A 25,639-nucleotide genomic window follows, 5' to 3' on the forward strand; every position below is an offset into this window, starting at 1 on the left:
CAGCCCCGCCGGCGATTGAGGCGCGGGGGCTCGGGGGCGGAGCCCCCGCAGCGGCGCCGCACCCGCGGACGAACCCCGCGGGAAACGGCAGGGCGCCCGGTACCGGATGGGATCCGGTACCGGGCGCCCCGGCGTACGGCGGCGGGAGGGTCAGACGGCCAGAACGGCCTTCTCCTCCGCGAAGTGGCACGCCGACTCGTGCGCGGCCGGCGTGTTCACCCCCTGGAACCGCGTCGGGATCGCCAGCAGCGGCTCCTCCGTGGCGCACTTGTCCTGCGCCTTCCAGCAGCGGGTGCGGAAGCGGCAGCCCGACGGCGGGTTGGCCGGCGACGGCACGTCACCGGTGAGGATGATCCGCTCGCGGCCCTCGCGGACCTCCGGGTCCGGCACCGGCACGGCGGAGAGCAGCGCCTGCGTGTACGGGTGGGTCGGGTGGTCGTAGATCTGGGCGTCGGAGCCGATCTCGGCCATCTTGCCCAGGTACATGACGCCCACGCGGTCCGAGATGTGCCGGACGATCGAGAGGTCGTGCGCGATGAAGACGTAGGACAGGTTGAACTCGTCCTGGAGCTTCTCCATCAGGTTGATGACCTGCGCCTGCACCGACACGTCGAGCGCGGAGACCGGCTCGTCGCAGATGATGATCTCCGGGTTGAGCGCGAGGCCGCGGGCGATGCCGATGCGCTGGCGCTGGCCGCCGGAGAATTGGTGCGGGTAGCGGTTGATGTACTCCGGGTTGAGGCCCACGACGTCCAGGAGCTCCTGGACCTTGCGGCGCCGGTCGCCCTTGGGAGCCACCTCGGGGTGGATCTCGAAGGGCTCCCCGATGATGTCGCCGACCGTCATGCGCGGGTTCAGCGAGGTGTACGGGTCCTGGAACACCATCTGGATGTTGCGGCGGACGACCTTGAGGGCCTTGCCGGACAGCTTGGTGATGTCCTGGCCCTTGTAGAAGACCTCGCCGGCCGTGGCCGTCTCCAGGCTCATCAGGAGCTTGGCGACGGTGGACTTGCCACAGCCGGACTCGCCGACGATGCCGAGGGTCTCGCCCTGGTAGAGGTCGAAGGAGACCCCGTCCACGGCCTTGACCGCGCCGACCTGCTTCTTGAACAGGATTCCCTGGGTCAGCGGGAAGTGCTTGACCAGGTTGCGCACCTGGAGGATCGGCTCGCCCTTGGGCTTGGTGAGCTCAGCCATGGATCTGCTCCTTCCAGAAGTGGCACGCGCTGCCGCGGCCGGGCAGCTCGGTGCCGTCCTGCTCGGTCACCTGGTGCAGGACGGGAACGTCCGTGCGGCAGATGTCCTGTGCCTTGGGGCAGCGCGGGTTGAAGGCGCAGCCCGAGGGGATGTTGAGCAGGTTGGGCGGCAGGCCCTTGATCGCGTAGAGCTCCTGGCCCTTCTGGTCCAGGCGCGGGATCGAGTCGAGCAGGCCGCGGGTGTACGGGTGCGCCGGGCGCTTGTAGATCTCGTGGACCGGGGCGTTCTCGACGATCCGGCCGCCGTACATGACGGCGATCTTGTCCGCGACGTCGGCGACGACGCCGAGGTCGTGGGTGATCAGGATCAGGCCCATGTTCATCTCGCGCTGGAGCTCCGCGAGCAGGTCCATGACCTGGGCCTGGACCGTCACGTCGAGAGCCGTGGTGGGCTCGTCGGCGATGATCAGGTCGGGCTCCAGGGCCATCGCCATGGCGATCATGATGCGCTGGCGCATACCGCCGGAGAACTGGTGCGGGTAGTCACCCACGCGCGCCTTGGCGGCGGGGATCTTCACCCGGTCCATGAGCTCGACGGCCTTGGCCAGCGAGTCCTTCTTGGACATGCCGCGGTGGACGCGGAACATCTCGCCGAGCTGGGCGCCGACGGTGTGCACCGGGTTCAGCGAGGACAGGGCGTCCTGGAAGATCATGGCGATCTTAGAGCCGCGGACCTTGCGGTACTCCTCGGCCGGAAGCTTCAGCAGGTCGGTGCCCTGGAAGAGGATCTCGCCGGACGGGATACGGCCGGGCGGCATGTCGAGGATGCCCATGATGGCCTGCGCCGTCACGGACTTGCCCGAGCCGGACTCGCCGAGGACGGCGAGGGTCTCGCCGGCGTTGACGGAGTACGAGACACCGTTGACGGCCTTGGCGACACCGTCGCGGGTGTGGAACTCGACGTGCAGGTCGCGCACTTCGAGCAGGGGGGTCCCCTCCGGCGCCGAGCGGGGCGCGGGGACGTTCGAGGTCTTGTCGATGATGGTCAACGTACGCCCTTCCTCAGCGCAGCTTCGGGTCGAGGGCGTCGCGCACCGCGTCGCCGACCATGATGAACGCGAGCACGGTGATGCTCAGCGCGGCGGCCGGGAAGAGGAGCACGTGGGGTGCCTGGAGCCAGCGGACGGAGGCGTCGCTGACCATCAGGCCCCAGGAGATCTGCGGGGGCTGGACACCGATGCCCAGGTACGACAGGGCCGCCTCGGCGGAGATGTACACACCGAGGCTGATCGCGCCGACCACGATGACGGGTGCGATCGCGTTCGGCAGGATGTGCCGCAGGGTGATGCGCAGGGTGCCGGCGCCGAGGGCGCGGGCGGCGACCACGTAGTCGTTGTTCTTGTTCTGCAGCACCGAGGACCGCATGATGCGGAAGATCTGCGGCCAGCCGAGGGTGGCGAGCACGATCGAGACGGTCCAGGCGTTGCCCGGCAGGGCCGACATGATCAGCATGCCGCCGAGGAGCAGCGGGATCGCGAAGAAGATCTCGGTGAAGCGCGACAGGAGGCTGTCCGTGATGCCGCCGACCCAGCCGGCAAGCAGGCCGAGGCCGCCACCGACGATGATCACCAGCGCGGTGGTGACGATGCCGACGATCACCGAGTTCCGCGCGGCGTACACCGTACGGGCGTAGACGTCGCAGCCCTGGATGTCGAAGCCGAACCAGTGTTCCCCGCTGGGCTTCTTCAGCGAGTCCGAGAGCTGGCAGGCGCCGCCCGCGAAGGGGTCGATGGAGGTGAACCAGCTCGGGAAGGCCGACACGACCAGCATGAACAGGACGAGGAGCGCGCCGATGACGAACACCGGGTTGCGGCGCAGGTCGCTCAGGGCGTCGGACCAGAGGCTGGCCTCGCGGTCCTTCTTCCTCTTCTTGTCTTCCTTGGTGACCGGGGCGCCGGCGGAGGGGGCTCCGGCGATCTGGGTGTCGGTCATCGAGTCCCCCACCGTAGTTGTGTCACGCATAGCGGATCCTCGGGTCGAGCACGGCGTAGAGCAGGTCCACGAGAAGGTTGGCGATGAGGTAGACGAGGACCAGGATGGTCACACCGCCGACGACGACCGCGCCTTCCTTGAGGTACACGGCCTTGGCGAGCAGGCCGCCGACTCCGTGGATGTTGAAGATCCGCTCCGTGATGACCGCGCCGCCCATGAGCGAACCGAGGTCGGCGCCCAGGAAGGTGACGATCGGGATGAGCGCGTTGCGCAGCGCGTGGTTCACGACGACGCGGCGGCGCGGCAGGCCCTTGGCGGTCGCGGTGCGCACGTAGTCGGCGCGCATCGTCTCCATGAGGCTGGTGCGCGTCAGGCGGGCCACGTACGCGAGGGACGTGGAGGCGAGCACGAACGCCGGGAGCAGGTACGCGCGGATGCCGTCGTGCTCGTTGAAGGAGACGGGGAAGAAGTCGATGCCCCAGGCGTTCTTGAGCTGGACGCCGAGTGCCAGCTGCAGCACGAAGCCGGTGACGAACACGGGGATGGAGATGACCATCAGCGTGGAGATCAGGACCAGCTGGTCCAGGAACTTCCCGCGGCGCAGGGCGGCCATGACACCGGCCAGGACGCCGACGACGGCCTCGATGACGAAGGCCACGAGCGCGAGGTTGACCGTGTAGGGGAAGGCCTCGGAGAACATGTCGACGACCTTGCGACCGGTCAGGGTCTCGCCCAGGTCGCCCTGGAACACGCCGACGATGTAGTTCCAGTACTGCAGCAGGAACGGGTCGTCGAGGTGGTACTTCTCGCGCAGCATGGCCGCGACGAGCGGGTCTGCCTTCTTCTCGCCGGCGAGGAGCTGGATCGGGTCAGCTCCGGGCATCTTGAAGGTCAGGAAGTAGATAAGGAATGTGGCACCGAGCAGGACAGGGATCGCCTGTATGAGTCGGCGGATGAGGTAGCGGCCCATCAGACCTCCAGCAAGAGCAGGGGGAAAGGGCAGGCAGACGGAAACCTGATTCCGTCTGCCCGCCCCCGGGTTCCCCTTAAGTGAAGAGGGGTGTTAGTTGAGCTCGACCTTGGCCAGGTCCATGCGGCCCTGGGCGTCGACCTCGACGTTCTTCACGGTCTTGGAGTAGGCCGAAGAAGACATGTACGTGAAGACCGGGATGTACGGCAGGTCCTTGACGAGGACGTCATCGGCCTGCTGGTACAGCTTCAGGCCCTCGGCCGCGTCGGCGGACTTGTCGGCCTTGTCGAGGAGGGTCTCGAACTCCTCGTTCACGTAGTGCGAGTGGTTGGAGCCGTTCTCGATCGCGACCTTCGAGAAGAGCGGACGGAGGTAGTTCTCCATGGCCGGGTAGTCCATGACCCAGCCCGTGCGGAAGGCGCCCTTGTACTTCGCGGCGTCCAGCTCGTCCAGCAGGTCGCCGAACTTGGTGAACGGCTTGGCGGTGACCTCGATGCCGAGGTTCGTCTTCAGCTGGTTGGCGACGGCCTCGATCCACTCCTTGTGGCCGCCGTCGGCGTTGTAGCCGAGCTCGAGCTTGTTGCCGGGGACGCCGCCCGCCTGGGTGAAGAGTTCCTTCGCCTTGGTCGGGTTGTAGGTGCCGGCGTCGCCGAGCGCACCCTTGCGGTAGCCCGGAATGATCGGGCTGACGAAGTCGTCGGCCGGCTTGCGGGTGCCGTTGAAGATGGTCTTCGTGATGGCGTCCCGGTCGATGGCCATCGAGATGGCCTTGCGGATCTCGACCTTGCCGAAGGCTTCCGGGTTCTTCTCGAGCGGCATGCCGATGTAGCCGACGCCGGACTCCGGCTTGTAGATGTAGCGGTCGCCGAACTCCTGCGAGACGCTGGCCATCGCGGAGACCGGGAGCTTGTCCGTGATCTGGATGGAGTCGGCGCGCAGGTCGTTGTACGCGGTGTCCAGGTTGTCGTAGATCTTGAAGGTGACGCCCGCGAGCTTGGCGCGACCCTCGGCCGGGTACTTGTCGTACCGCTTGACCTTGATCTGCTTGTTGTGCTCCCAGGCACCGTCCATCTGGAAGGGGCCGTTACCGATCGGGTTCTCGCCGAACGCCTTCGGGTCCGCCTCGAACGCCTTCGGCAGCGGGTAGAAGGCGTTGTAGCCGAGCATCGTCTTGAACTGCGAGAAGGCATCCTTCAGCGTGACGGTGAAGGTCATCTCGTCGACGATCTTGAGGCCCTTGAGCTCCTTGGCGGTGGGCTTCTTGTCCTTGCCCGGGGCCAGCTCGTCCGAGCCCTCGATCTTCGAGTAGAACGGCAGGCCCTCGGCGGCGTTCTCCTGGTTGGCACCCCAGTTCCAGGCGCGGACGAACGACTGCGCGTCCACCTTCTCGCCGTTGTGGAAGGTGAAGCCGTCCTTGACCTTGATGGTCCAGGTCTTCGAGTCGGTCGTGGTGATCGACTCGGCGGCCGCCAGCTGGACCTCGTTGGTCTTGTTGTCGTACGAGACCAGCGCGGTGAAGACCGCGTTCAGGACCTCGGCGCCCTCGGACTCGCCGGTGTTCTGGCCGATCAGGCCGTGCTGCGGCTCACCGAGCTGCACGGTGATGTTGCCGCCGCCGCTCTTGGCGTCGTCCTTGCCGGTACCACAAGCCGTGGCGGCCATCGCCACGATGACGGCACCCACGACCCACTTGGCGCTCGTTGCTCCGCGCATGGGTATTTGCCTCCTCAGGAGTCACTGTCGATACGTGAAGGGCCCGGCGCCCGCTGACACCCCTGACAGCGAATTCCGGCCCCATCGTGTGTGCTCGTGAGTCGGCGCTCCCCACAGCGCGTGACCCATTGACCCGAGCTCAATGGAGCCATCCTCAGGGACGCCCAGACCGTAAACCACACTTAAGTGGTCTCGTTTTCACAACATCACCGCATGCCGAAAACCCAAAATCCGGACAAACGGATAGGAGACAGACACGTGCGAAACGGACGGTTAGCTCACCATCCGGAGTGTCACGGTCGGTATGCGGACACCAGAACGCAACAATCCGTTTGACAAAAGCGAACAGCCCCTCCCACCACAAAGACTGTGGCAGGAGGGGCTGCTTGGCACTACAGGAGTTTCGGCCAGTCCGGCCGAAACCCCGTACTACTTGGCCGACTTGGCGCGCGACGCGGTGCGCGAGCGCTCCTTCTGGTCCAGGACGACCTTGCGGATGCGTACGGCCTCGGGGGTCACCTCGACGCACTCGTCGTCGCGGCAGAACTCCAGGGACTGCTCCAGGGACAGCTTGCGCGGCGGAACGATCGCCTCGAAGGTGTCGGCGGAGGAGGAGCGCATGTTCGTGAGCTTCTTCTCCTTGGTGATGTTCACGTCCATGTCGTCGGCGCGGGAGTTCTCGCCGACGATCATGCCCTCGTACACCTCGGTGCCGGGGTCGGTGAACAGGACACCGCGCTCCTGGAGGTTGGTCATCGCGAAGGCGGTGACCGCACCGGCGCGGTCGGCGACCAGGGAGCCGTTGTTACGGGTGACCAGCTGGCCGAACCACGGCTCGTGGCCCTCGTGGATCGAGTGGCCGATGCCGGTACCGCGGGTCTGGGTCAGGAACTCCGTCCGGAAACCGATCAGACCACGGGACGGAACGACGAACTCCATGCGCACCCAGCCGGAGCCGTGGTTCGACATGTTGTCCATGCGGCCCTTGCGGACACCCATGAGCTGCGTGACGGCGCCCATGTGCTCCTCGGGCACGTCGATCGTCATGCGCTCGACCGGCTCGTGGACCTTGCCGTCGACCTCGCGGGTGACGACCTGCGGCTTGCCGATGGTCAGCTCGAAGCCCTCGCGGCGCATCTGCTCGACCAGGATGGCGAGCGCCAGCTCACCACGGCCCTGGACCTCCCAGGCGTCCGGACGCTCGGTGTCCAGGACGCGCAGCGAGACGTTACCGATCAGCTCGCGGTCCAGACGGTCCTTGACCTGGCGGGCGGTGACCTTGCGGTCCTTGACCGCGGCCTTGGCGTCCGCGCCCTTGCCGGAGCCGCCGCGGCCGACCATCGGGGAGGTGTTGGTGCCGATGACCATGGAGATGGCCGGCTCGTCCACCGTGATGAGCGGCAGGGCGATCGGGTTCTCCGGGTCGGCCAGGGTCTCGCCGATCATGATCTCGGGGATACCGGCGACGGCGCAGATGTCACCGGGGCCGGCGACCTCGGCGGGCTTGCGGGTGAGCGCCTCGGTCATCATCAGCTCGGTGATGCGGACGTTCGAGATCGAGCCGTCGCGCTTGATCCACGCGACCGTCTGGCCCTTGCGCAGCTCGCCCTGCTCGACGCGGAGCAGCGCGATGCGGCCGAGGAAGTTGTCGGCGTCCAGGTTGGTGACGTGCGCCTGGAGGGGGGCCTCCTCGTCGTACACCGGGGCCGGGACGTGCTCCAGGATGGTGGAGAAGAACGGCTCCAGGTTGTCGCTGTCCGCGGGGACGGTGCCGTCCTCCGGCTTGGTCAGCGAGGCGATGCCGTCACGGCCGCAGGCGTAGACGATCGGGAACTCGATCTGGTCCTCGTCGGCGTCCAGGTCCAGGAAGAGGTCGTACGTCTCGTTGACGACCTCGTCGATCCGGGAGTCCGGGCGGTCCGTCTTGTTGATGCAGAGGATGACCGGCTTCCGCTGCTGGAGCGCCTTGCGGAGGACGAAGCGGGTCTGGGGCAGCGGACCCTCGGAGGCGTCCACCAGCAGAACGACTGCGTCCACCATCGACAGACCGCGCTCGACCTCACCACCGAAGTCGGCGTGGCCGGGGGTGTCGATGATGTTGATTGTGATGGGCGCCCCGCCGTCCTTGGGGTGGTACTTCACCGCCGTGTTCTTGGCGAGGATCGTGATGCCCTTCTCACGCTCCAGGTCGTTCGAGTCCATCATGCGGTCGTCGAGCTGCTGGTGGGCGGCGAAGGCACCGGCCTGCTTGAGCATGGCATCGACGATGGTCGTCTTGCCATGGTCGACGTGGGCGACGATGGCGACGTTACGGATGTCGTGGCGCGTGGGCACTTCGGCGCTTCTCCCGGGATCGTGGATGGCGTCGCGTACGGCCTGGCACGCGAGCCTCTGCCGGGCGGAAAACCTGCCACGGCCTTACCCCATGGTACGTCGCGCAGCGGGAACCGCCTGCCGGGGGGTCTGTCAAGAGGCCGGACGAATGAGTGGGGGCCCGTGCGGGGTGGGGTGCGCGGGCCCGTGGTCCGGCCGGTAATCATGCGGGTCAACGGGTATCCACGACCTTGCCCGCCGGGGGTCCGGCGGGCAAGGAAATTGAGTCACATCTGAGGTTGTGACCCTCGGGTCAACCTGACAGGCCCCGCTTTGTCACCACATCTTCGTCCGTTGCTCTTCTTCCGCTCCTTCTACTTCTTCTTGTCCTTGGCGGTCGGCGGCTTCTTCCAGCCGATGTCCTGGTAGCGGGGGGCGCCGAGGCCGAAGGCTCCCGCGTTCGCCAGGGCCGGCTTGGCCGCCACCAGCTCCGGGCGCTGGTAGAGGGGGACGGAGCCCGCGGCGGCCCAGATCCGGGCGTCCGCCTTGCGCACCAGCTCCCGGGACTGCTCCTCGTCCAGCTCGCCGAGGGCCTGGTCGAAGAGCTGGTCGATGTGGTCGGTGCCGACCCGGGTGTAGTTCTGTTCGACCAGGAGCGAGCCGTCCGCGGCCGGCTCCGGCTTGGCGAAGATCGGCCGGGCGTCGGTGGCCGGGTAGGCGGTCGCCGGCCATGAGTAGAGGGCCAGGTCGTACTGGCCCGAGGCGATGTGGTCCTTGAAGAAGCTCTCGTCGGCCACCTTGGTGATCTCGGTGTTCACGCCGATCTTCTGGAGCATCTGGGCGATCCGCTCGCCGACCGTGCGCAGGGCCTCGGATCCGGGGCCCGCCGGAAGCACGAAGCGCAGGCTGAGCGCCTTGCCGTCCTTGGCGAGCATGGAGCCGGAGGTGCGGGTGGCCTGCTTGGCCGGGGCCGGGGAGCCCTTGGCGGGCTCGGCCCCGTCGCCGTCGCGGGCGGGGCTGCGCTTGCCGTCGTCCACCGAGCCCGCGGGGGCAGCGGGGGCAGCGGGTGCCGCGGCAACGATCCGGCCCGCGGCGGCGGCCTGGGCCAGCAAGGAGGCCCGCTGCTGGGCCGCGAAGGGGGCGGGGGCCAGCACCGGGGAGGGCCGGTCCCGGTCCGCCGCCCCCGCGGCGAAGACGTCGGCGTCGACGATCTCGCCGTCCGGGCCGTTCGCCGGAATCCCGGCCAGGGCCCCGCCGCCACTGTGCCCCTCGGGGCCCTCGGGGCGGCTGCCGTGCGTGCCGCCGTGGTCGCCGGCGCCCGCCTTCCCGGCCTGGCTCGCCCGGCCCACCGCCGCGCGCAGGTCGGCTGCGGCCGAGCGGAGCTCACCGTTGCGGCCGTCGTCCTGGCCGACGATGTACAGGCCGTCGTTGCCGGTGCCGGGGCCCGTGGGGGTCTTCGAGTCGTCCTGGCTCTCGCTCTCGGGGCCGGCTTTCGCCCCCGGCGGCTCGGTGAGCTTGCCGCCGCGCCGCCAGCCCGCGTCCGCGAGGAGTGCCTGGGCCGCCTGGGTGTCCTGGCCGCCGAGGGCGCCGCTGTTGTCGGCGTACGCCTGCTGCCCGGCCAGCGCCAGGTGGCTGCCGACCGGCTTCGCGGGCAGGCCGAGCGGCTTGAGGACGATCTCGGCCAGCGCCTTGCGGTCCAGGGCCCGGGCCACCGCCCGGCGCACCCGCTCGTCGGACAGCGGGCCGGAGGCCCCGTTCAGGGCGAGCTGGGTGTAGGCCGGCTCCAGGGACTTGCGTACGGTGAAGCTCCGCAGGGCGTTCTGCTCGGTGGCGTACCGTTTCACCGCCTCGGCGTGCTTCTGCCGGGTCTCCTTCTCCGTCGCCGCCTTGGCCTCGTCCGCGCCGAAGGCGATCGCCCAGGACAGGGTGGCCTGGGCCGGTGTCATCGCGGCGCCCGGGCCGTGGGCCGGGGCCCCGCCGGAGCCCGCTCCGCCCTGGCCGGCCGCGTCCCTGCGGGCCAGCGCGATCCGGTCGGCGCCCGCGCGGTCGATCTCCGCCAGATCCACCTTCCCGGCGGCCAGCGCCGCCGGGCGCTCCGCCCTCGGCACCGCCGTCAGCACCATGCTGTCCAGCTTGGCCGGCTGGCCCCACCAGCGCGGATTGCGGGTCAGGGCGGCGGTGCCGGTCTTCTTGTCGATCGCCCCAAGGCCGAAGGGGCCGGCGGTGACCTTGAGGGTGCCGCGGGCCCCCTCGTTGAAGGCGTCCGGGGTGCCCATGACCTGCTTGGGGTAGAGCGGGGTGAAGAGCGAGCGCCAGTCGGCGTACGGCTTGGCGAAGGTGACCTTGACCTCCAGGTCGGTCTTGCCCCGCTCGATCTTCTCGATGCGCTCGTATCCGGCGTTGCGGGCCGTCCAGTACGCCGAGTCCTTGCCGTTCAGGGCCCGCCACTGGGCGACGAAGTCGGCCGCGCCGATCTCCCGGCCGTCGCTCCACACCGCCTGCTGGTTCAGCTTGTACAGGACGACCTGCTTGGGCTCCCGCTCGACGACCTCGGCCTTCTCCAGGTAGTCGGGATTGGCCACCGGCCGCCCCTTGGCGTCCAGCACGAACAACTGCGGCAGCACGGCACCGGCGATCCGGTTGGTGGTGGCGTCCGCGTCGGCCTGGAAGGTGTTCAGGGTCTCCGGGAGGGAGTCCACCGCCCAGCGCAGCACACCGCCGTCGGCGACCTTGTCGCGGGCCGTCGTCGCGATGTCCTGTCCGGCGGCGACCGAGCCGCCCTCGTCCTCACCCGCGCCGCAGCCCGTGAGGAGCGGCAGTGCGAGGACTCCCGAGGTCAGGAGCGCCAAGGACCTGCGCCTTCTCTGGGACATGGGTGGTACCTCCGGGGCGGGACGCGGGGGAAGCATGATCACGTTCGGCGGTATATGGAGCTGATCACACCGGTTGCCGGAACCCACTGAAATCGACGCCCGGCCACACCCCCCGCAGCCGCCTCACGCCACGCCGCGAACCCCACCCGTGCGGACCAATCCCATGGGTGCGCCGGAGGGGCGTTCCCCCGGGAGAGGGATGAGAATGGGGAGCAGGGAGGGGCGCACAGTTCACGCCTGCGCGCCCGCAATCGCTGCACGTCCCTTCACAACCGGGGACGGGAAGCGCGACACTCGCAGGCGCACATGAGCGTTGCCACCGCACCCGCGGAAGTGAGGGCAAATCATGTCCCTGCAAGACGATCTGAGCGCCGTACGGCGCAACCTGGACGAGCTGACGCGCAAGGTCGAGCAGCTGGAGCAGCAGGCCAAGCGCCAGAAGCCGGGTCCGGCCGCGCCGCCGGACCCGTCCCGGATGGTGACCATCCCGGACACCCCGTACGACAACGCGCTGTGGACGGACATCGACGACGAGGGCCTGGGCGCGCGCGACCGCCGCGCACCCTGACCCCGCCGGCCGTCCCCGGCCCGGCATCCGAACCCGCTGAACCCATCTGGCCCGGCCGTACGCGAGCCCTCGCGGCCGGCCGGGCCTCCTGGGCCACCCCTCATCACTCCACCCGGAGTCCCCTTTGGCCACAGGCACACAACCACCACAGCAGCGGCCCGGCGGCGTCCACGACGCCTCCCGGGCCGCGATCTCTGCCCGGCACCTGCGCACCGACCGGTGGTGGCTGGCCCCCGCCGGCACCGCGGCCGGGCTGCTCGCCTTCATCGTCTACTCGACCTGGCGGGCCTTCGCGAACGCCGACTACTACGCGGCCCCGTACGTCTCGCCCTTCTACTCCCCGTGCCTCGCGGAGAACTGCGTCCCCATGAAGGACGGCCCGAACTGGGACCTCTTCGGCAGCTGGTGGGGCCTCTCCCCCGCCCTGCTGATCCTGGTCTTCCCGCTCGGCTTCCGGCTGACCTGCTACTACTACCGCAAGGCCTACTACCGGGGCTTCTGGGCCTCGCCGCCGGCCTGCGCCGTCGCCGAGCCGCACGCGAAGTACACCGGCGAGACCCGCTTCCCGCTGATCTTCCAGAACATGCACCGGTACTTCTTCTACGCGGCGGTCCCGGTCGCGGGCATCCTCACGTACGACACGGTGCTGACCTTCCGCGACGAGCACTACGAGTGGGGCCACATGGGCCTCGGGACGCTCCTCTTCCTCGTCAACATCGCGCTGATCTGGGCCTACACGCTGTCCTGCCACTCCTGCCGGCACATCATGGGCGGCCGGCTCAAGCACTTCTCGAAGCACCCGGTGCGCTACCGGCTGTGGGGCTGGATCAGCCGGCTCAACTCCCGCCACATGCAGCTGGCGTGGGCCTCCCTGATCAGCGTGGCCCTGTGCGACTTCTACGTGTACCTGGTGGCCAGCGGCGCCTTCGACGACCCGAGGATCTTCTGAGATGGCTCAAGTGGAACGGCAGCAGTGGGACGTGGTCGTGGTCGGCGCGGGCGGCGCGGGGCTGCGGGCCGCGATCGAGGCCCGCGAGCGCGGCGCCCGTACGGCCGTGATCTGCAAGTCCCTCTTCGGCAAGGCCCACACGGTGATGGCGGAGGGCGGGATCGCCGCCTCCATGGGCAACGTCAACGAGGGCGACAACTGGCAGGTGCACTTCCGCGACACCATGCGCGGGGGCAAGTTCCTCAACCAGTGGCGGATGGCGGAACTGCACGCGAAGGAGGCCCCGGACCGGGTCTGGGAGCTGGAGACCTGGGGCGCGCTCTTCGACCGCACGCCGGACGGGAAGATCTCGCAGCGCAACTTCGGCGGGCACGAGTACCCGCGCCTCGCGCACGTGGGCGACCGGACCGGCCTGGAGCTGATCCGCACCCTCCAGCAGAAGATCGTCCAGCTCCAGCAGGAGGACTTCAAGGAGTACGGGGACTACGAGGCCCGGCTCAAGGTCTTCCAGGAGTGCACGGTCACGCGCGTACTCAAAGACGGCGAGCGAAGCGAGATGGGGGTCCCCCCGGCCGAAGGCCGGGGGAGGGTCTCGGGGACCTTCTGCTACGAGCGCGAGTCCGGCCGCTTCTTCGTACTGGAGGCCCCTGCCGTGGTCCTGGCCACGGGCGGGATCGGCAAGTCCTTCAAGACCACCTCGAACTCCTGGGAGTACACCGGCGACGGCCATGCGCTGGCCCTGCTGGCGGGCGCGCCCCTCCTCAACATGGAGTTCGTGCAGTTCCACCCGACCGGCATGGTCTGGCCGCCTTCCGTGAAGGGGATCCTCGTCACGGAATCCGTCCGCGGCGACGGCGGGGTGCTGCGCAACTCCGAGGGCAAGCGGTTCATGTTCGACTACATCCCCGACGTCTTCAAGGAGAAGTACGCCGAGTCGGAGGAGGAGGGCGACCGCTGGTACGAGGACCCGGACCACAACCGGCGTCCGCCCGAGCTGCTGCCGCGCGACGAGGTGGCCCGGGCCATCAACTCCGAGGTCAAGGCCGGCCGCGGCTCCCCGCACGGCGGGGTCTTCCTCGACGTGTCCACCCGCATGCCGGCCGAGAAGATCAAGCGCCGACTCCCCTCGATGTACCACCAGTTCAAGGAGCTGGCGGACGTGGACATCACGGCGGAGCCGATGGAGGTCGGCCCGACCTGCCACTACGTGATGGGCGGGATCGCCGTCGACTCGGACACCGCCGCCACGGTCGGCGTGCCGGGGCTCTTCGCCGCGGGCGAGGTCGCGGGCGGCATGCACGGCTCGAACCGGCTCGGCGGCAACTCCCTGTCCGACCTGCTGGTCTTCGGCCGCCGGGCCGGCCTGCACGCGGCGGAGTACGCCTCCGCGGACGGCGGGCGCCCGGCGGTCACCCAGGCCGAGATCGACGCGGCCGCCGCCGAGGCCCTGGCCCCGTTCCACGCGGAGGACGGCGCGGAGAACCCGTACACCCTCCACCAGGAGCTCCAGACGACCATGAACGACCTGGTCGGCATCATCCGCCGCGAGGGCGAGATGGCCGAGGCCCTGGAGAAGCTGGCCGCCCTGCGCGTACGGGCCGCACGCGCCGGGGTCGAGGGGCACCGGCAGTTCAACCCGGGCTGGCACCTGGCGCTGGACCTGCGGAACATGCTGCTGGTCAGCGAGTGCGTGGCCCGCGCGGCCCTGGAACGCACCGAGAGCCGGGGCGGGCACACCCGCGAGGACTGCCCGGCGATGGAGCGCGACTGGCGCCCGGTGAACCTGCTGTGCCGCCCGGTGGACCCGGTGCCGGCCGACCCGGCGGCCGACCGGATCTCCCTGGTCCGCACCCGCACCGACCCCATCCGCCCGGACCTGCTCGCGCTGTTCGAGAAGGAAGAGCTGGTCAAGTACCTCGCCGAAGAGGAGCTCTTCTGATGACCACCTACGACGCACGCTTCCGGATCTGGCGGGGCGACGCCGAGGGCGGGGAACTGCGGGACTTCACGGTCGAGGTGCACGACGGGGAGGTGGTCCTGGACATCGTCCACCGGCTCCAGGCCACCCAGGCCTCGGACCTCGCGGTGCGCTGGAACTGCAAGGCGGGCAAATGCGGCTCGTGCAGCGCGGAGGTCAACGGGCGGCCGCGGCTGATGTGCATGACGCGCATGTCGACGTTCACGCGCGAGGAAACGATCACGGTCACCCCGCTGCGCGCCTTCCCGGTCGTCCGGGACCTGGTCACGGACGTGTCCTTCAACTATCAGAAGGCGCGCGAGGTCCCGGCCTTCGTCCCGCCGGAGGGGGTGGCCCCGGGCGCGTACCGGATGCAGCAGATGGACGTGGAGCGCTCGCAGGAGTTCCGCAAGTGCATCGAGTGCTTCCTGTGCCAGGACACCTGCCATGTGGTGCGCGACCACGAGGAGAACAAGACCGCCTTCGCGGGCCCGCGCTTCCTGATGCGGGTGGCGGAGCTGGACATGCACCCCCTGGACGCGGCGGCCGATGCGGGCCTGGACCGCAAGCGCACGGCCCAGGAGGAGCACGGGCTCGGCTACTGCAACATCACCAAGTGCTGTACGGAGGTCTGCCCCGAGGGCATCAAGATCACCGACAACGCCCTGATCCCGCTGAAGGAGCGGGCGGTGGACCGCAAGTACGACCCGCTGGTGTGGCTGGGGAACAAGATCGGCCGCCGCCAGGGCTGAGCGCCGGGCCGGGGTCCCCTCGTCGGAGGGGACCCCGGCCCGCTGCGGGTCAGCCCTGCGCGTGGTTGAGGACGTTGCCGTTGACGCAGTGGTTGGTGGTGTTCCCGGTCCACGCTCCCGTGACGGGGACCATGGCCAGCTCCTGGAAGCAGACGGCGGCCGCGCTGAAGTTCCAGTTGCCGGCCGCGTTCACCCCGCCGCCGACATTGCTGTCGGTGTCGGCGTGGGCGGGGGTGGCGAGCGCGAGCGCGGCCGCGGTGAGCGCGGCGGCGGACATGATCTTCTTCATGGCCTGCGCAACGACGCCGGCGGCGGCAGGTCACTGGCCGCTACTCCGGGTGCGGGCCCGGGGATCCGCCCATAACCTCCCAAGTGTGAAGCCGCCGAGAAGCGAGATATCCGTACGGGCCGGGCTCGCCCTGGCCGCCGCGCTGCTGGCGCTCGGCGGCTGGGGCGTGGCCCAGGCGCCGGGCGCGCGGGCCGAGGACCCCGTCACCCTTTCGCAGCAGGGGCAGGTCACCGACCGCGTCGGGGCGCTGGGCGACCGGAAGGGCTCGGTCACCGCCGCGCTCGACAAGCTCTACGCCGACCGGAAGATCCAGCTCTTCGTGGCGTACGTACGCGACTTCTCCGGGCGCTCGGCCCAGGGCTGGGCCGATGCCACGGCCGAGAAGAACGGTCTCGGTCAGGACGACGTCCTGCTGGCCGTGGCCACGGGGGCCCGGCAGTACGCGTATTCGGCCGCCGTCGACTCCGGATTCACCGAGGAGCAGCTCGCGGACGTGGCCCGGACCGCCATCGAGCCGGCCCTGAAGCAGAACGACTGGGCGGGCGCCGCCATCGGTGCGGCCGAGGGATACGACGCGGTGCTCGGCGGGCGGGCCGTACCCGTGCCCGCGATCACTCCCGGCCGGGCCGACCCCGGCGGCAAGGCGAGCGGCGAGAACGGCGCCGGGGACTTCGTACTGCCGGTGGTCGCGGTCGGCGCGGCCGGGGCGCTCGGGGCGTACGCGTACCGGCGCCGCAAGCGCTGGATCTCCTCGGGCGGACGGGCCACGAAGACCGGCCCGGGCTGGCCCGAAGGGGCTCCGGACCGGCTCCCCCTCGCCGAGCTGGACGCCAAGGCCAAGGCGCTGCTGGTGGAGACCGACGACTCGATCCGTACGAGCACCGAGGAACTGGGCTTCGCGTACGCGCAGTTCGGCGACGAGGCGACCGTGCCCTTCAAGGAGGCCGTGGCGTACGCGAAGGGCGAGCTCACGCAGGCCTTCCGGCTGCGCCAGCAGCTCGACGACGCCTACCCGGAGGACGACGCGACCCGGCGCCGGATGCTGGACGAGATCGTCGCCCGGTGCACGGAGGCGAGCCGGCGCCTCGACGCGGAGTCGGCGGACTTCGACCGGCTGCGGGACCTGGAGAAGAACGCCCCGCAGGCCCTGGCCACCGTGGAGGAGCACTTCCGGGCGCTGACCGGGCGCGCCACGACGGCCGAGGCGACCCTGACCGCGCTGGCGCGGCGGTACGCGGACTCCGCGTCCGCGCCGGTCGCCTCCAACCCGGAACAGGCCAAGGACCGGCTGCTGTTCGCGACCACCAACCTCGGCGAGGCCCGCGCGGCCCTGGACGGCGGCGACAACGGCAGGGCGGCCGTGCACGTCCGGGCCGCCGAGGGCGCGGTGGACCAGGCGGCGACCCTGGTCGACGCGGTCGAGCGGCGGGCGCAGGAGCTGGCGGAGGCGGCCGGGAAGCTGCCGGGCGCCCTGACCGAGACGGAGACGGACCTGGCCGACGCGCGCGGCCTGCTGAGCGGTACGTCCGCCGAGGTGTCCACGGCGGATCTACAGGGCCGGATCGGCCGGGCGGAGGCGGTGCTGGCCGACGTACGGCAGGAGGAGGCGGCCGGCCGGTACGACCCGATCGACGCGCTGCGGCGCGTGGAGGAGGCCGACGCGGCCCTCGACGAGGCGCTGGCCGGGGCGCGGGAGCGGGAGTCGGGGCGGCAGCGAGCGGCGGCCCTGCTCGACCAGGCCACGCTCTCGGCGCGCAGCGCGATCGGCGCGGCCACGGACTACATCACCACCAGCCGGGGCGCGGTCGGCAGCCAGGCCCGGACCCGGCTGGCGGAGGCGCAGCGCCACCTTGAGCGGTCGGTGTCGCTGACCGGGTCCGACCCGGCGGGCGCGCTGGCGGAGGCCCAGCAGGCGGACGCGCTGGCGCGGCAGGCGCAGCAGCTGGCGGAACAGGACGTACGGGGCTACCAGGACCCGTACGGGGGCGGGCGCTCGGCGGGCGGCGGCCGCGGCGGCGCGGTGCTCGGCGGGATCATCCTCGGCGAGATCCTGCGGGGCGGCGGGGGCGGCTTCGGCGGGAGCGGTGGCTTCGGCGGCGGGGGCAGCGGCAGCGGCAGCGGCCCGGGCTCCTTCGGCGGCGGCGGAACCCGCGGCCGGATGGGCGGCGGCGGCCGCTTCTGAACGGCGCTCGGGCGCCATCCCAACCCCTTGACCAGGAGATACCCAGATGAGCAAGCAGACCATCCTCGGCCGCGTCACCCAGCTCGCCAAGGCCAACATCAACGCCCTGCTGGACCAGGCGGAGGACCCGCAGAAGATGCTGGACCAGCTGATCCGGGACTTCACGAACAACATCTCGGAGGCGGAGCAGGCGGTCGCGATGACGATCGGCAACCTGCGGTTGCTGGAGGCGGACCACAAGGAGGACGTGGAGGCGGCCGCGGAGTGGGGCGCCAAGGCCCTGGCGGCGAGCAGGAAGGCGGACGAGCTGCGGGCGGCGGGCGCGGCGGCGGACGCCGATACGTTCGACAACCTGGCGAAGGTGGCGCTGGGCCGGCAGATGCAGTCGGAGAAGGAGGCGAGTACGGCGGAGCCGACGATCGCGGCGCAGACGGAGGTCGTCGCCAAGCTGAAGTCGGGCCTGGACTCGATGAAGACGAAGCTGACGGAACTGCAGGCGAAGCGGGACGAGCTGGTGGCGCGGGCCAGGAGCGCGCAGGCGCAGAACACGATGCTGGACGCGGTGAAGAACATCGACGTCATGGACCCGACGAGCGAGCTGTCGCGCTTCGAGGACAAGGTCCGGCGGGAGGAGGCGAAGGCCCTCGGCGGGCAGGAGCTGGCGGCGTCTTCGCTGGACGCGCAGTTCGAGGCCCTGGACGACCTGGGCAAGTCCTCGGAAATCGAGGCCCGCCTCGCCGCCCTCAAAGCGGGCAAGGCCGCCTGACCCTCCCGGGGGCCCGGGCTCCGCCCGGACCCGCGCCTCAAACGGCGGCGAGGCCGGCTGCGCCGGTGCGGCGCCGCTGCCGGGGGCCGGCCCCCGGACCCCCGCTCCTCAAACGCCGGAGGGGCTGGGTTTGGCCCGCCTGAGCCGCACTGGACAGGCGGCATCAGCCAAAATCCAGCCCCTCCGGCGTTTGAGGAGCGGGGTGCGGGGCGGAGCCCCGGTTCTTGAGGCCCGGCCCCGCCACACATCAGCCGTACATGTTCAGCAGCTGCTCCGCCGAGAGCTCGGACACCGCCTCCGCCGCCGCGCCCGGGAGCGGGAGCTCGAACCAGACCGTCTTGCCCCGGTGGGTGCGGCGCGTGCCCCAGCCCGCCGACAGCAGGCCGACGAGCTGCAGGCCCCGGCCCCCCTCGTCCGTGTCCCGGGCGCGACGGCGCCTCGGCTGGACCAGGTTCCCGTCCCACACCTCGCACACCAGGGTCCGGTCGAGCAGGAGCCGGAGCCGGATCTCACCCTCCCCGTACCGCAGCGCGTTCGTCACCAGCTCGCTGACCAGTAGTTCCGTCGTGTCCAGCAGCCCCTCCAGGCCCCACGCCGGCAGCTTCGCCCGCGCCAGCTCCCGCGCCCGGCCCACCGAGCGGGCCTCGCGCGGCAGCTGCCAGTCGCCGACGGCGTCCACCGGCAGGCCCTGCACCCGCGCCATCAGCAGCGCGATGTCGTCCTCGCCGTGCCGGGTGTCCAGGGTGTTGAGTACGTGGTCGCACACGTCCTCCAGCGGGCGGACCGGGTCCGCGAGGGCCTCCCGCAGCCCGCGCAGGCCCTCCTCCAGCGGGTGGTCGCGGGATTCGACGAGGCCGTCGGTGTACAGGGCGAGGAGCGCGCCCTCCGGGAGTTCGACCTCGACCTCCTCGAAGGGTTCGCCGCCCACCCCCAGCGGCATGCCCGGCGGCACCTCCAGCAGCAGCGCGGGCCGGTGCTTGCCCCCCTCGTCCGGGGGTTCCACCAGCACCGGCGGCATGTGGCCCGCGTTGGCGATCGTGCAGCGCCGGGTCACCGGGTCGTACACGGCGTACACGCAGGTGGCGAGGTACACCTCCGAGCGGTCCGCGTCCCGCGAGTGCAGGGCCGCCCGCGAGGCCTGCTGGGACCCGCCGGGCGCGCCCAGCCCCCGGGCGATCTCGTCCAGCGCGGAGAGCACCTCCGCCGGTTCGAGGTCCAGCAGCGCCAGGGTCCGTACGGCGGTCCGCAGTTCGCCCATCGCGACGGCGGCCCGCAGCCCGCGCCCCATCACGTCGCCCACGACCAGCGCCGTACGGTGCCCGGGCAGCTCGATGACGTCGAACCAGTCCCCGCCGACCTCGGTGGCCGCGTTCCCCGGCAGGTAGCGGCAGGCGATGTCCAGGCCGGCGGCCTCGGGGTCGCCGGGCGGGAGCAGGCTGCGCTGGAGGATCAGCGCCCGCTCGTGCTCGCGCCGGTAGAGGCGGGCGTTGTCGATGCACACGGCGGCCCGGGCGGCCAGCTCGACGGCGACGGCCCGGTCGCGCTCGCCGAAGGGCTCGCTGCCCTTCACACGGGAGAACTGCGCGAGCCCGACCACCGTGTCGTGGGCGACCATCGGTACGACCAGCGTGGACTGGACGAGGCCGTCCGGTCCGCCGCCCTCCATCAGCCGCGGCCGCGCCGTCCGCAGCGCGAGCGCGCCGGGCGACGCCGCCGGATAGCGGTGGATGTCCCCCACCGCGACGGGCGCGCCCGGCCCCGACAGCGGGGCGTCCGAGACCGCCGAGGCGAAGGCGACCCTGCGCAGCGGCGCGGACGGGGCCCGCGCGGGACCCTGCCCGGGCAGCGAGGGCACCCCGGGGCCCTGGGGGCGGGCGGGCCGGTCGTCGTCGCCGAGCAGCAGCCCCTGGTAGAGGTCGACGGCGGCCAGGTCGCAGAAGCCGGGGACGGTGACGTCGAGGAGTTCGCGGGCGGTGGTCTCCAGGTCCAGGGAGTTCCCGATGCGGTGCCCGGCCTCGTTGAGCAGGGCGAGGTTGCGGCGGACCCCGGCGGCCTCGCGGGCTGCGAGGTGGCGGCGGGTGACGTCGGTGCCGATGCCGGCGATGCCGACGGGGCGGCCGGTGCCGCCGTGCACGCGGTAGAGGTTGATGGACCAGTGGCGGTCCTCCCGGCTGCCGGGGGCGGCTCCGGTGATCCGCAGGTCGGTGACCGAGTCCCCGGTCTCCAGCACACGGCGCAGGGCCTCGGCCATGCGGTCGGCCTCGTGCGGCGGCAGGTAGTCGTGGACCGTCCGGCCCCGGTGCTCCTCGGCCGCTCCGCCGAACACGGTGGCGAAGCGGCGGTTGGCCCGCTGCACGGTGAGGTCCGTACCGAAGAGCAGGAAGCCGAAGGGAGATTGGCCGAATATGGCCTGCGAGGCCGCCAGATCGGATTCGATCCGGCGCAGCGCGCGTACGTCGACGACGACGCACAGCGCGGCCCGCTCGGCGGTTTCGGTCTGGGTGGGCATGACGTAGATCTCGGCCACACCGTGCGCGCCGTTCCCGCCGGGGATCCGGAAGGGGATCAGGCCGGTCCATTCTTTGCCGTCGAGGATCTCGGAGACTCTGCGGTGGGCGTCGGCGCGCAGCTCGGGCGGCATGAAGGCGTCGACCGGATCGCGCCCCACGGCCTCGGCGGCGGTCAGTCCGAAGAGGTCCTCGGCGCGCAGACTCCACTGGTCGATGAGCCCGTCGGGCCCGATCGAGAACGATGCGACCTTTATGTAGTCATATATCGAGCCAGGCGGACTGCTGTGCCACAGGGAGTCGTGCCATGTCTCCCGAGGCACGTCGGCCTGATGTGCCTGCGCAGGTATCTCGCTCACGCGACCGTCCCCTCCAGCTCACCGCAACCGGACCGGCCATGACCGCAGTATTCAGCACCACGGGCCCTGACGGCACGGCGTTCACGATCACAAAAAGGTCCCGTTAGTTTTTAGCCACCTCGTGCGACGGACGGCCACCCTTCCCCTTGTTACTCACCAGGAAGTGCCAACTCGAACCACACAGTCTTGCCCGACTTCCCGTGCCGGGTCCCCCAGCGCTGCGAGGAGACGGCGACGAGATGCAGCCCGCGACCGCCTTCGTCGCTGGGCTTCGCGACGCGCTCGCGGGGCGGATCCGGAAGCGGATCGGAAACCTCCACGAGGAGTGCGGGGCCGCCCGGCGTGCCGTCGGCGGCTGGATTCCGCCGTTCCATCCGGACCCCGATGGGGCCGGAGGCGTACCGCAGGGAGTTGGTGACGAGCTCGCTGACCAGCAGGACGGTCACGTCTCCGACGGAGTCCAGACCCCAGGCCCGCAGGGTGCCGCGTACGGCGTGTCGGGCGGTGCGGACGGCACCGGGCTCGGCCGGGAAGGCCCACTCGGCGCACTCACCGTCTGTGTCGATCACGCCGATCACTTCCCGGGCCAGCAGCGACCCCAGTCCGGTTCGTCTGTGACGAAAGGGGGACGAGATAGGGATTAATAGCGACATACCCGATATTCGAGGCGTCGTACCACTCGGTCCCCCGGGCACCGGCGCACTGTGGCGCAGACGGCCTACAGCGCGAGCCTCACGCGCCCCCGGCGCCGACCCCGCCCGCACCGGCGCGCAGCCGGCGTCCGGCCTCGGCGACGGCGGGCCGGTCCTGGTCGAGCCAGTCCACGGACTCCAGGTCCTCGGGCGCGAGCCAGCGCAGCTCGTCGTGGTCCTCCAGCGGCGCGGGCACCCCGGACAGCAGCCGGGCGGTCCACACGTGCAGTACGAGGCCGGGCCTCAGCGGCCACTCCCCCGGGATCCGCTCCAGCGGCTCGGTCTCGACGCCGAGTTCCTCGCGCAGTTCGCGCACCAGCGCCTCGGGGACGGATTCGCCCGGCTCGGCCTTGCCGCCCGGCAACTCCCAGCGCCCGGCCAGTTCCGGGGGTGCGCTGCGGCGGGCGGCCAGCAGGCGCCCCTCATGACAAAGGGCTCCGCCCACGACCACTCGTACCGTCATGGGCGGAGCCTATGTCAACGCTGATGCTCAGTTCATCGTGGCGGTCTGACCGATCCGCTCGACCCAGTAGAGCTGCTTGTGACCTCTGTCGTCGAGGCTGTCGACGACCTTCTGGGCCTCGGCCCGGGTGGCGTACCGGCCCACCCGGTAGCGGTTGCCGTTGTCGTCCTGACGTATGACCAGCCACGGGAGCAGGGCACCGCTGTCGTTCATCGCGTTTCACCCTCCGCCGACGTACCTGCCCGGGAAACCGCATTGCGCATATGCCCGAGCTTACGCCCGACCTTTACGCAGCGGATACGGTTTTTCACAAAGAGGTACCTAGGGGGCGTACGCATCCGGCCACGTGTACGAGTGGGCCGTGCGCGCCGGTTCAGATCCGGCGCACGGACGGCATCGGGAGGATCACCGCACCACCCCCGGGCACCTTGCGGCAGACGTCACCGCAGGTGGCGTCGAGGGAGCAGCACAGGGAGCAGATCGGCCCCGACTGGACGGGGCAGTCGGCGATGTCGGGCAGCTCGTACGCGGTCTCGCAGACGGAGCAGACGTGGGTGGCGGTGACCTCCTCGACCCCGGCGTCCGGGCCGTTCACCCGGTTCGGGCGCGCCAGGTAGTACTTCCCCCTGGTCATCCAGGCGATCAACGGGCACAGGAGCAGGGCGAGTCCGGCCGCGATGAAGGTGGAGAAGGCCTCGGCGTAGGTGCCGAACAGCCCGAAGAAGGCGAGGATCGAGACGGTGGAGGCGATCACCATCGCGCCGAAACCCGCCGGATTGACGGCGTACAGGTAGGCGCGCTTGAACTCGATGTAGGGCGGGCTGAGTCCGAGCCGCTTGTTGATCACGAGGTCGGCGGCGACCGCGGCGATCCAGGCGATGCCGACGTTGGAGTAGAAGCCCAGCAGTTTGCCGAGCATCGCGAACATGTTCAGTTCCATCAGCGTCAGCGCGATGGCGAGGTTGAGGAAGATGTACCAGACCCGGCCGGGGTGGCGGTGGGTGACGCGGGAGAAGAAGTTCGACCAGGACAGTGAGCCGCTGTAGGCGTTGGTTACGTTGATCTTGATCTGCGAGACGATCACGAAGAGCGCGGCGGCGGGCAGCGCGAGGCCGCCGAGCCACGGGCGCAGGGCCTCGATCTGCGGGGCGATCGGCTCCAGGGCGTGCGTCGTGCCGACGGCTTCGAGCGCGACGAAGGCGAGGAAGGCGCCGCCGAGCTGCTTGGCGGCGCCGATGACCACCCAGCCGGGGCCGGCGGCGAGCACGGCGAGGTTCCATCTGCGGCTGTTGGCCGGGGTCTTGGCGGGCATGAACCGCAGATAGTCCGCCTGCTCCCCGATCTGCGCGATGAGGGAGAGAGCGATACCGGTCCCGAAGCCGAAGCCGATCCAGGAGAACCCGGCGCCGGCGCCCTCGGTCCCGCCGAAGTCGGCGAAGGCGCCCCAGGCCTCGGGGGCCTCGAAGGCGAGGACGAGGAAGGGCAGCACGAGGCCGATCAGCCAGACGGGCTGGGTCCAGGCCTGCACCTTGGCGAGGGCGCCCATGCCCTTGAACACGATCGGGATCACGACGAGCGTCGTCAGGAGGTACCCGATCTCCAGCGGCAGCCCGACGGCCTGGTGCATGGCCTGGGCCATGATCGAGCCTTCGAGCGCGAAGAAGATGAAGGTGAAGGAGGCGTAGATGAGGGACGTGAGCGTCGACCCGAAGTAGCCGAAGCCGGCGCCGCGCGTCACCAGGTCCATGTCCAGCCCGTACGTGGCGCACGCGCGGGCGATCGGAATGCCGGTCAGGAAGATGACCGCGGCGGCGGCCAGGATCGCGGCGGCCCCGCTGGTGAAGCCGTAGGCGAAGACGATGGAGGCGCCGATGGCGAAGTCGGCGAGGTAGGCGATGCCGCCGAGGGCGGTGCCGGCGACGGTGCCGGGGCTCCAGCGGCGGAAGGAGTGGGGGGCGTACCGGAGGGAGTAGTCCTCGCGGCTCTCGTCGGCGGCGAGCCGGGCGTAGCGGCGGGCCGCCTGCGCCTGCGGCGCGGGGGTGGTGGTGGCGGTATCGGTCATACCGCCGGAAGGTAAGCCCCTCGCGTGACGCCCCGTCACCCGTGGACATTGCCCGGCGGTTACACCCTTGCCTCCGGCATCACGTGGACGTAAAACCCCCGCACCCCCCGTCCGCTCTCCGGTACACCACCGCTTCCCGGAGCAGCGGCGGGTCAGCGGACCGGGAGGTGGTAGGATAGGCGGTAGCGGTCCGCCGGGACGATGACGTCCGCCGTTTCCACGGCGCGGCCGGAGGCGAAGTACGTGCGGCCGATCACCAGCACCACGTGCCCCGGCACCCCACCCAGCAGCACCAGTTCCTCCGCCAGGCCCGGTCTCGCGCCGACCTCCTCCACCACGTTGTCCACGACGACGTCGATCGCGGCCATCCGGTCGACCACCCCCGAGCCCCCCAGCGGCCCCTCCTCCGGCAGCATCACGGGGGTCCGGCCGGTCACGGCGAGCGGCTCCCAGGAGGTCGACAGCATCATCGCCTCCCCCGCGTCGCGGAAGACGTACCGGGTCCGCATCACCCGTTCCCCCGGCTCGATGCCCAGCCGCTTCGCGATCTCCGCCGGCGCGCCCGCCTGCTCGCTGCTCGACTCCCACGTGCCCCGCGCGCCCGATTCCGCCTGCTCCTGCCGGAACGGCGTCGACGCCCCGCCCGTGCGGTAGCCGGAGCGGGCGACCCGCCGCGGCACCGGCTGCTCGCGTACGTACGTACCCGACCCGGACCGGCCCTCCACCAGCCCCTCCGCCATGAGGACCTTGCGCGCCTCCAGCGCCACGGTGTCGGAGACCCCGTACACCTCGCGGATGCGGGCCTGCGAAGGGAGCCGGGCGTGCGGGGGCAGGGAACCGTCGACGATCTTGCGACGGAGATCCCCGGCCACGCGCAGGTAGGCCGGCTGCTCACCGAAAGTCACTGGCCACTCCCATCAGGTTGACAGACAGCTACACCCTGGCAACCGACGGTTGTAGACCGCAAGCAAGGGCCAGAGTTTCACCCGAAGTGATGAAGCCAGGTCACTCAAACCCGTTACCGCGCGTTACCCCG

The 25,639-nt window shown here is 70.6% G+C and carries 20 protein-coding genes; 6 read left to right on the forward strand and 14 right to left on the reverse strand.

Going from position 1 to position 25,639, the window contains the following annotated elements:
* Window positions 1-150 precede the first annotated feature (150 nt).
* The 7 genes from ACGFYU_RS26470 to ACGFYU_RS26500 all read right to left on the reverse strand — a co-directional run bounded on the left by ACGFYU_RS26470 (window position 151) and on the right by ACGFYU_RS26500 (window position 11,057).
* Window positions 151-1,197, reverse strand: coding sequence for an ABC transporter ATP-binding protein (locus tag ACGFYU_RS26470; RefSeq protein WP_393829805.1), 1,047 nt, complete (start codon window positions 1,195-1,197; stop codon window positions 151-153).
* Complete coding sequence (locus ACGFYU_RS26475; RefSeq protein WP_393829806.1) at window positions 1,190-2,245, reverse strand: ABC transporter ATP-binding protein; 1,056 nt, start codon at window positions 2,243-2,245, stop codon at window positions 1,190-1,192. The genes ACGFYU_RS26470 and ACGFYU_RS26475 overlap by 8 nt, the downstream gene beginning before the upstream one ends.
* A 13-nt stretch (window positions 2,246-2,258) precedes the next feature.
* Entirely contained in the window at window positions 2,259-3,218 is a 960-nt protein-coding gene (locus tag ACGFYU_RS26480) for an ABC transporter permease (protein WP_393829807.1), read from the reverse strand.
* A complete protein-coding gene (locus tag ACGFYU_RS26485; protein ID WP_393829808.1) occupies window positions 3,211-4,158 on the reverse strand; it encodes an ABC transporter permease in 948 nt (315 codons plus the stop codon). Before ACGFYU_RS26485 ends, ACGFYU_RS26480 begins: the two co-directional genes overlap by 8 nt.
* A 93-nt stretch (window positions 4,159-4,251) precedes the next feature.
* Complete coding sequence (locus ACGFYU_RS26490; protein ID WP_393829809.1) at window positions 4,252-5,871, reverse strand: ABC transporter substrate-binding protein; 1,620 nt, start codon at window positions 5,869-5,871, stop codon at window positions 4,252-4,254.
* Between the two features lie 429 nt (window positions 5,872-6,300).
* A complete protein-coding gene (gene typA, locus ACGFYU_RS26495) occupies window positions 6,301-8,205 on the reverse strand; it encodes a translational GTPase TypA (RefSeq protein ID WP_393829810.1) in 1,905 nt (634 codons plus the stop codon).
* 353 nt (window positions 8,206-8,558) lie between these two features.
* Window positions 8,559-11,057, reverse strand: coding sequence for an ABC transporter family substrate-binding protein (locus ACGFYU_RS26500; protein ID WP_393829811.1), 2,499 nt, complete (start codon window positions 11,055-11,057; stop codon window positions 8,559-8,561).
* A gap of 346 nt (window positions 11,058-11,403) precedes the next feature.
* Here ACGFYU_RS26500 and ACGFYU_RS26505 point away from each other — a divergent pair, with 346 nt between their 5' ends.
* From ACGFYU_RS26505 to ACGFYU_RS26520, 4 genes are all read left to right on the forward strand, one after another.
* Window positions 11,404-11,625 (forward strand): hypothetical protein, encoded by a 222-nt coding sequence (locus ACGFYU_RS26505; RefSeq protein WP_393829812.1) that lies wholly within the window; start codon window positions 11,404-11,406, stop codon window positions 11,623-11,625.
* A 124-nt stretch (window positions 11,626-11,749) separates the two neighbouring features.
* Window positions 11,750-12,574 (forward strand): hypothetical protein, encoded by an 825-nt coding sequence (locus tag ACGFYU_RS26510; protein ID WP_393829813.1) that lies wholly within the window; start codon window positions 11,750-11,752, stop codon window positions 12,572-12,574.
* 1 nt (window position 12,575) lies between these two features.
* Window positions 12,576-14,513 (forward strand): fumarate reductase/succinate dehydrogenase flavoprotein subunit, encoded by a 1,938-nt coding sequence (locus ACGFYU_RS26515; RefSeq protein WP_393829814.1) that lies wholly within the window; start codon window positions 12,576-12,578, stop codon window positions 14,511-14,513.
* Window positions 14,513-15,283 carry a succinate dehydrogenase/fumarate reductase iron-sulfur subunit gene (locus ACGFYU_RS26520; RefSeq protein WP_393829815.1) on the forward strand — a complete coding sequence of 257 codons (771 nt, stop codon included), beginning with the start codon at window positions 14,513-14,515 and terminating at the stop codon, window positions 15,281-15,283. The genes ACGFYU_RS26515 and ACGFYU_RS26520 overlap by 1 nt, the downstream gene beginning before the upstream one ends.
* A gap of 49 nt (window positions 15,284-15,332) precedes the next feature.
* On the opposite strand, the gene ACGFYU_RS26525 is transcribed toward ACGFYU_RS26520, so the two are convergent.
* A complete protein-coding gene (locus ACGFYU_RS26525; protein ID WP_393829816.1) occupies window positions 15,333-15,572 on the reverse strand; it encodes a hypothetical protein in 240 nt (79 codons plus the stop codon).
* An 85-nt stretch (window positions 15,573-15,657) separates the two neighbouring features.
* Here ACGFYU_RS26525 and ACGFYU_RS26530 point away from each other — a divergent pair, with 85 nt between their 5' ends.
* Window positions 15,658-17,754, forward strand: a complete 2,097-nt coding sequence (locus ACGFYU_RS26530; RefSeq protein WP_393829817.1) for a TPM domain-containing protein — start codon at window positions 15,658-15,660, stop codon at window positions 17,752-17,754.
* A 46-nt stretch (window positions 17,755-17,800) separates the two neighbouring features.
* Window positions 17,801-18,520 carry a PspA/IM30 family protein gene (locus ACGFYU_RS26535; RefSeq protein ID WP_393829818.1) on the forward strand — a complete coding sequence of 240 codons (720 nt, stop codon included), beginning with the start codon at window positions 17,801-17,803 and terminating at the stop codon, window positions 18,518-18,520.
* Between the two features lie 247 nt (window positions 18,521-18,767).
* Here ACGFYU_RS26535 and ACGFYU_RS26540 read toward each other — a convergent pair whose 3' ends face one another.
* The 6 genes from ACGFYU_RS26540 to ACGFYU_RS26565 form a co-directional block, all read right to left on the reverse strand.
* On the reverse strand, window positions 18,768-21,377 hold the full coding sequence (locus tag ACGFYU_RS26540; protein WP_393829856.1) for a SpoIIE family protein phosphatase: 2,610 nt from the start codon (window positions 21,375-21,377) through the stop codon (window positions 18,768-18,770).
* A gap of 158 nt (window positions 21,378-21,535) precedes the next feature.
* On the reverse strand, window positions 21,536-21,964 hold the full coding sequence (locus ACGFYU_RS26545) for an ATP-binding protein (protein WP_393829819.1): 429 nt from the start codon (window positions 21,962-21,964) through the stop codon (window positions 21,536-21,538).
* 154 nt (window positions 21,965-22,118) lie between these two features.
* Window positions 22,119-22,541, reverse strand: coding sequence for a (deoxy)nucleoside triphosphate pyrophosphohydrolase (locus ACGFYU_RS26550; RefSeq protein ID WP_393829820.1), 423 nt, complete (start codon window positions 22,539-22,541; stop codon window positions 22,119-22,121).
* Between the two features lie 27 nt (window positions 22,542-22,568).
* Complete coding sequence (locus tag ACGFYU_RS26555; RefSeq protein WP_030029543.1) at window positions 22,569-22,754, reverse strand: SPOR domain-containing protein; 186 nt, start codon at window positions 22,752-22,754, stop codon at window positions 22,569-22,571.
* A gap of 160 nt (window positions 22,755-22,914) precedes the next feature.
* A complete protein-coding gene (locus ACGFYU_RS26560) occupies window positions 22,915-24,603 on the reverse strand; it encodes a purine-cytosine permease family protein (RefSeq protein ID WP_393829821.1) in 1,689 nt (562 codons plus the stop codon).
* Window positions 24,604-24,755: 152 nt separating this feature from the next.
* A complete protein-coding gene (locus ACGFYU_RS26565; protein ID WP_393829822.1) occupies window positions 24,756-25,508 on the reverse strand; it encodes a GntR family transcriptional regulator in 753 nt (250 codons plus the stop codon).
* Between the last annotated feature and the right edge of the window lie 131 nt (window positions 25,509-25,639).

The sequence above is a fragment of the Streptomyces sp. NPDC048337 genome, from assembly GCF_043201175.1.
In the GTDB taxonomy this organism is placed as follows: domain Bacteria; phylum Actinomycetota; class Actinomycetes; order Streptomycetales; family Streptomycetaceae; genus Streptomyces.

What these genes read in the sequence shown, in the direction of transcription:
- ACGFYU_RS26470 (WP_393829805.1), bottom strand. Translation starts at nt 1,197, where the DNA reads ATGGCTGAGCTCACCAAGCCCAAGGGCGAGCCGATCCTCCAGGTGCGC.
- ACGFYU_RS26480 (WP_393829807.1), bottom strand. Translation starts at nt 3,218, where the DNA reads ATGCGTGACACAACTACGGTGGGGGACTCGATGACCGACACCCAGATC.
- ACGFYU_RS26485 (WP_393829808.1), bottom strand. Translation starts at nt 4,158, where the DNA reads ATGGGCCGCTACCTCATCCGCCGACTCATACAGGCGATCCCTGTCCTG.
- ACGFYU_RS26490 (WP_393829809.1), bottom strand. Translation starts at nt 5,871, where the DNA reads ATGCGCGGAGCAACGAGCGCCAAGTGGGTCGTGGGTGCCGTCATCGTG.
- ACGFYU_RS26500 (WP_393829811.1), bottom strand. Translation starts at nt 11,057, where the DNA reads ATGTCCCAGAGAAGGCGCAGGTCCTTGGCGCTCCTGACCTCGGGAGTC.
- ACGFYU_RS26505 (WP_393829812.1), top strand. Translation starts at nt 11,404, where the DNA reads ATGTCCCTGCAAGACGATCTGAGCGCCGTACGGCGCAACCTGGACGAG.
- ACGFYU_RS26515 (WP_393829814.1), top strand. Translation starts at nt 12,576, where the DNA reads ATGGCTCAAGTGGAACGGCAGCAGTGGGACGTGGTCGTGGTCGGCGCG.
- ACGFYU_RS26520 (WP_393829815.1), top strand. Translation starts at nt 14,513, where the DNA reads ATGACCACCTACGACGCACGCTTCCGGATCTGGCGGGGCGACGCCGAG.
- ACGFYU_RS26525 (WP_393829816.1), bottom strand. Translation starts at nt 15,572, where the DNA reads ATGAAGAAGATCATGTCCGCCGCCGCGCTCACCGCGGCCGCGCTCGCG.
- ACGFYU_RS26535 (WP_393829818.1), top strand. Translation starts at nt 17,801, where the DNA reads ATGAGCAAGCAGACCATCCTCGGCCGCGTCACCCAGCTCGCCAAGGCC.
- ACGFYU_RS26550 (WP_393829820.1), bottom strand. Translation starts at nt 22,541, where the DNA reads ATGACGGTACGAGTGGTCGTGGGCGGAGCCCTTTGTCATGAGGGGCGC.
- ACGFYU_RS26555 (WP_030029543.1), bottom strand. Translation starts at nt 22,754, where the DNA reads ATGAACGACAGCGGTGCCCTGCTCCCGTGGCTGGTCATACGTCAGGAC.
- ACGFYU_RS26560 (WP_393829821.1), bottom strand. Translation starts at nt 24,603, where the DNA reads ATGACCGATACCGCCACCACCACCCCCGCGCCGCAGGCGCAGGCGGCC.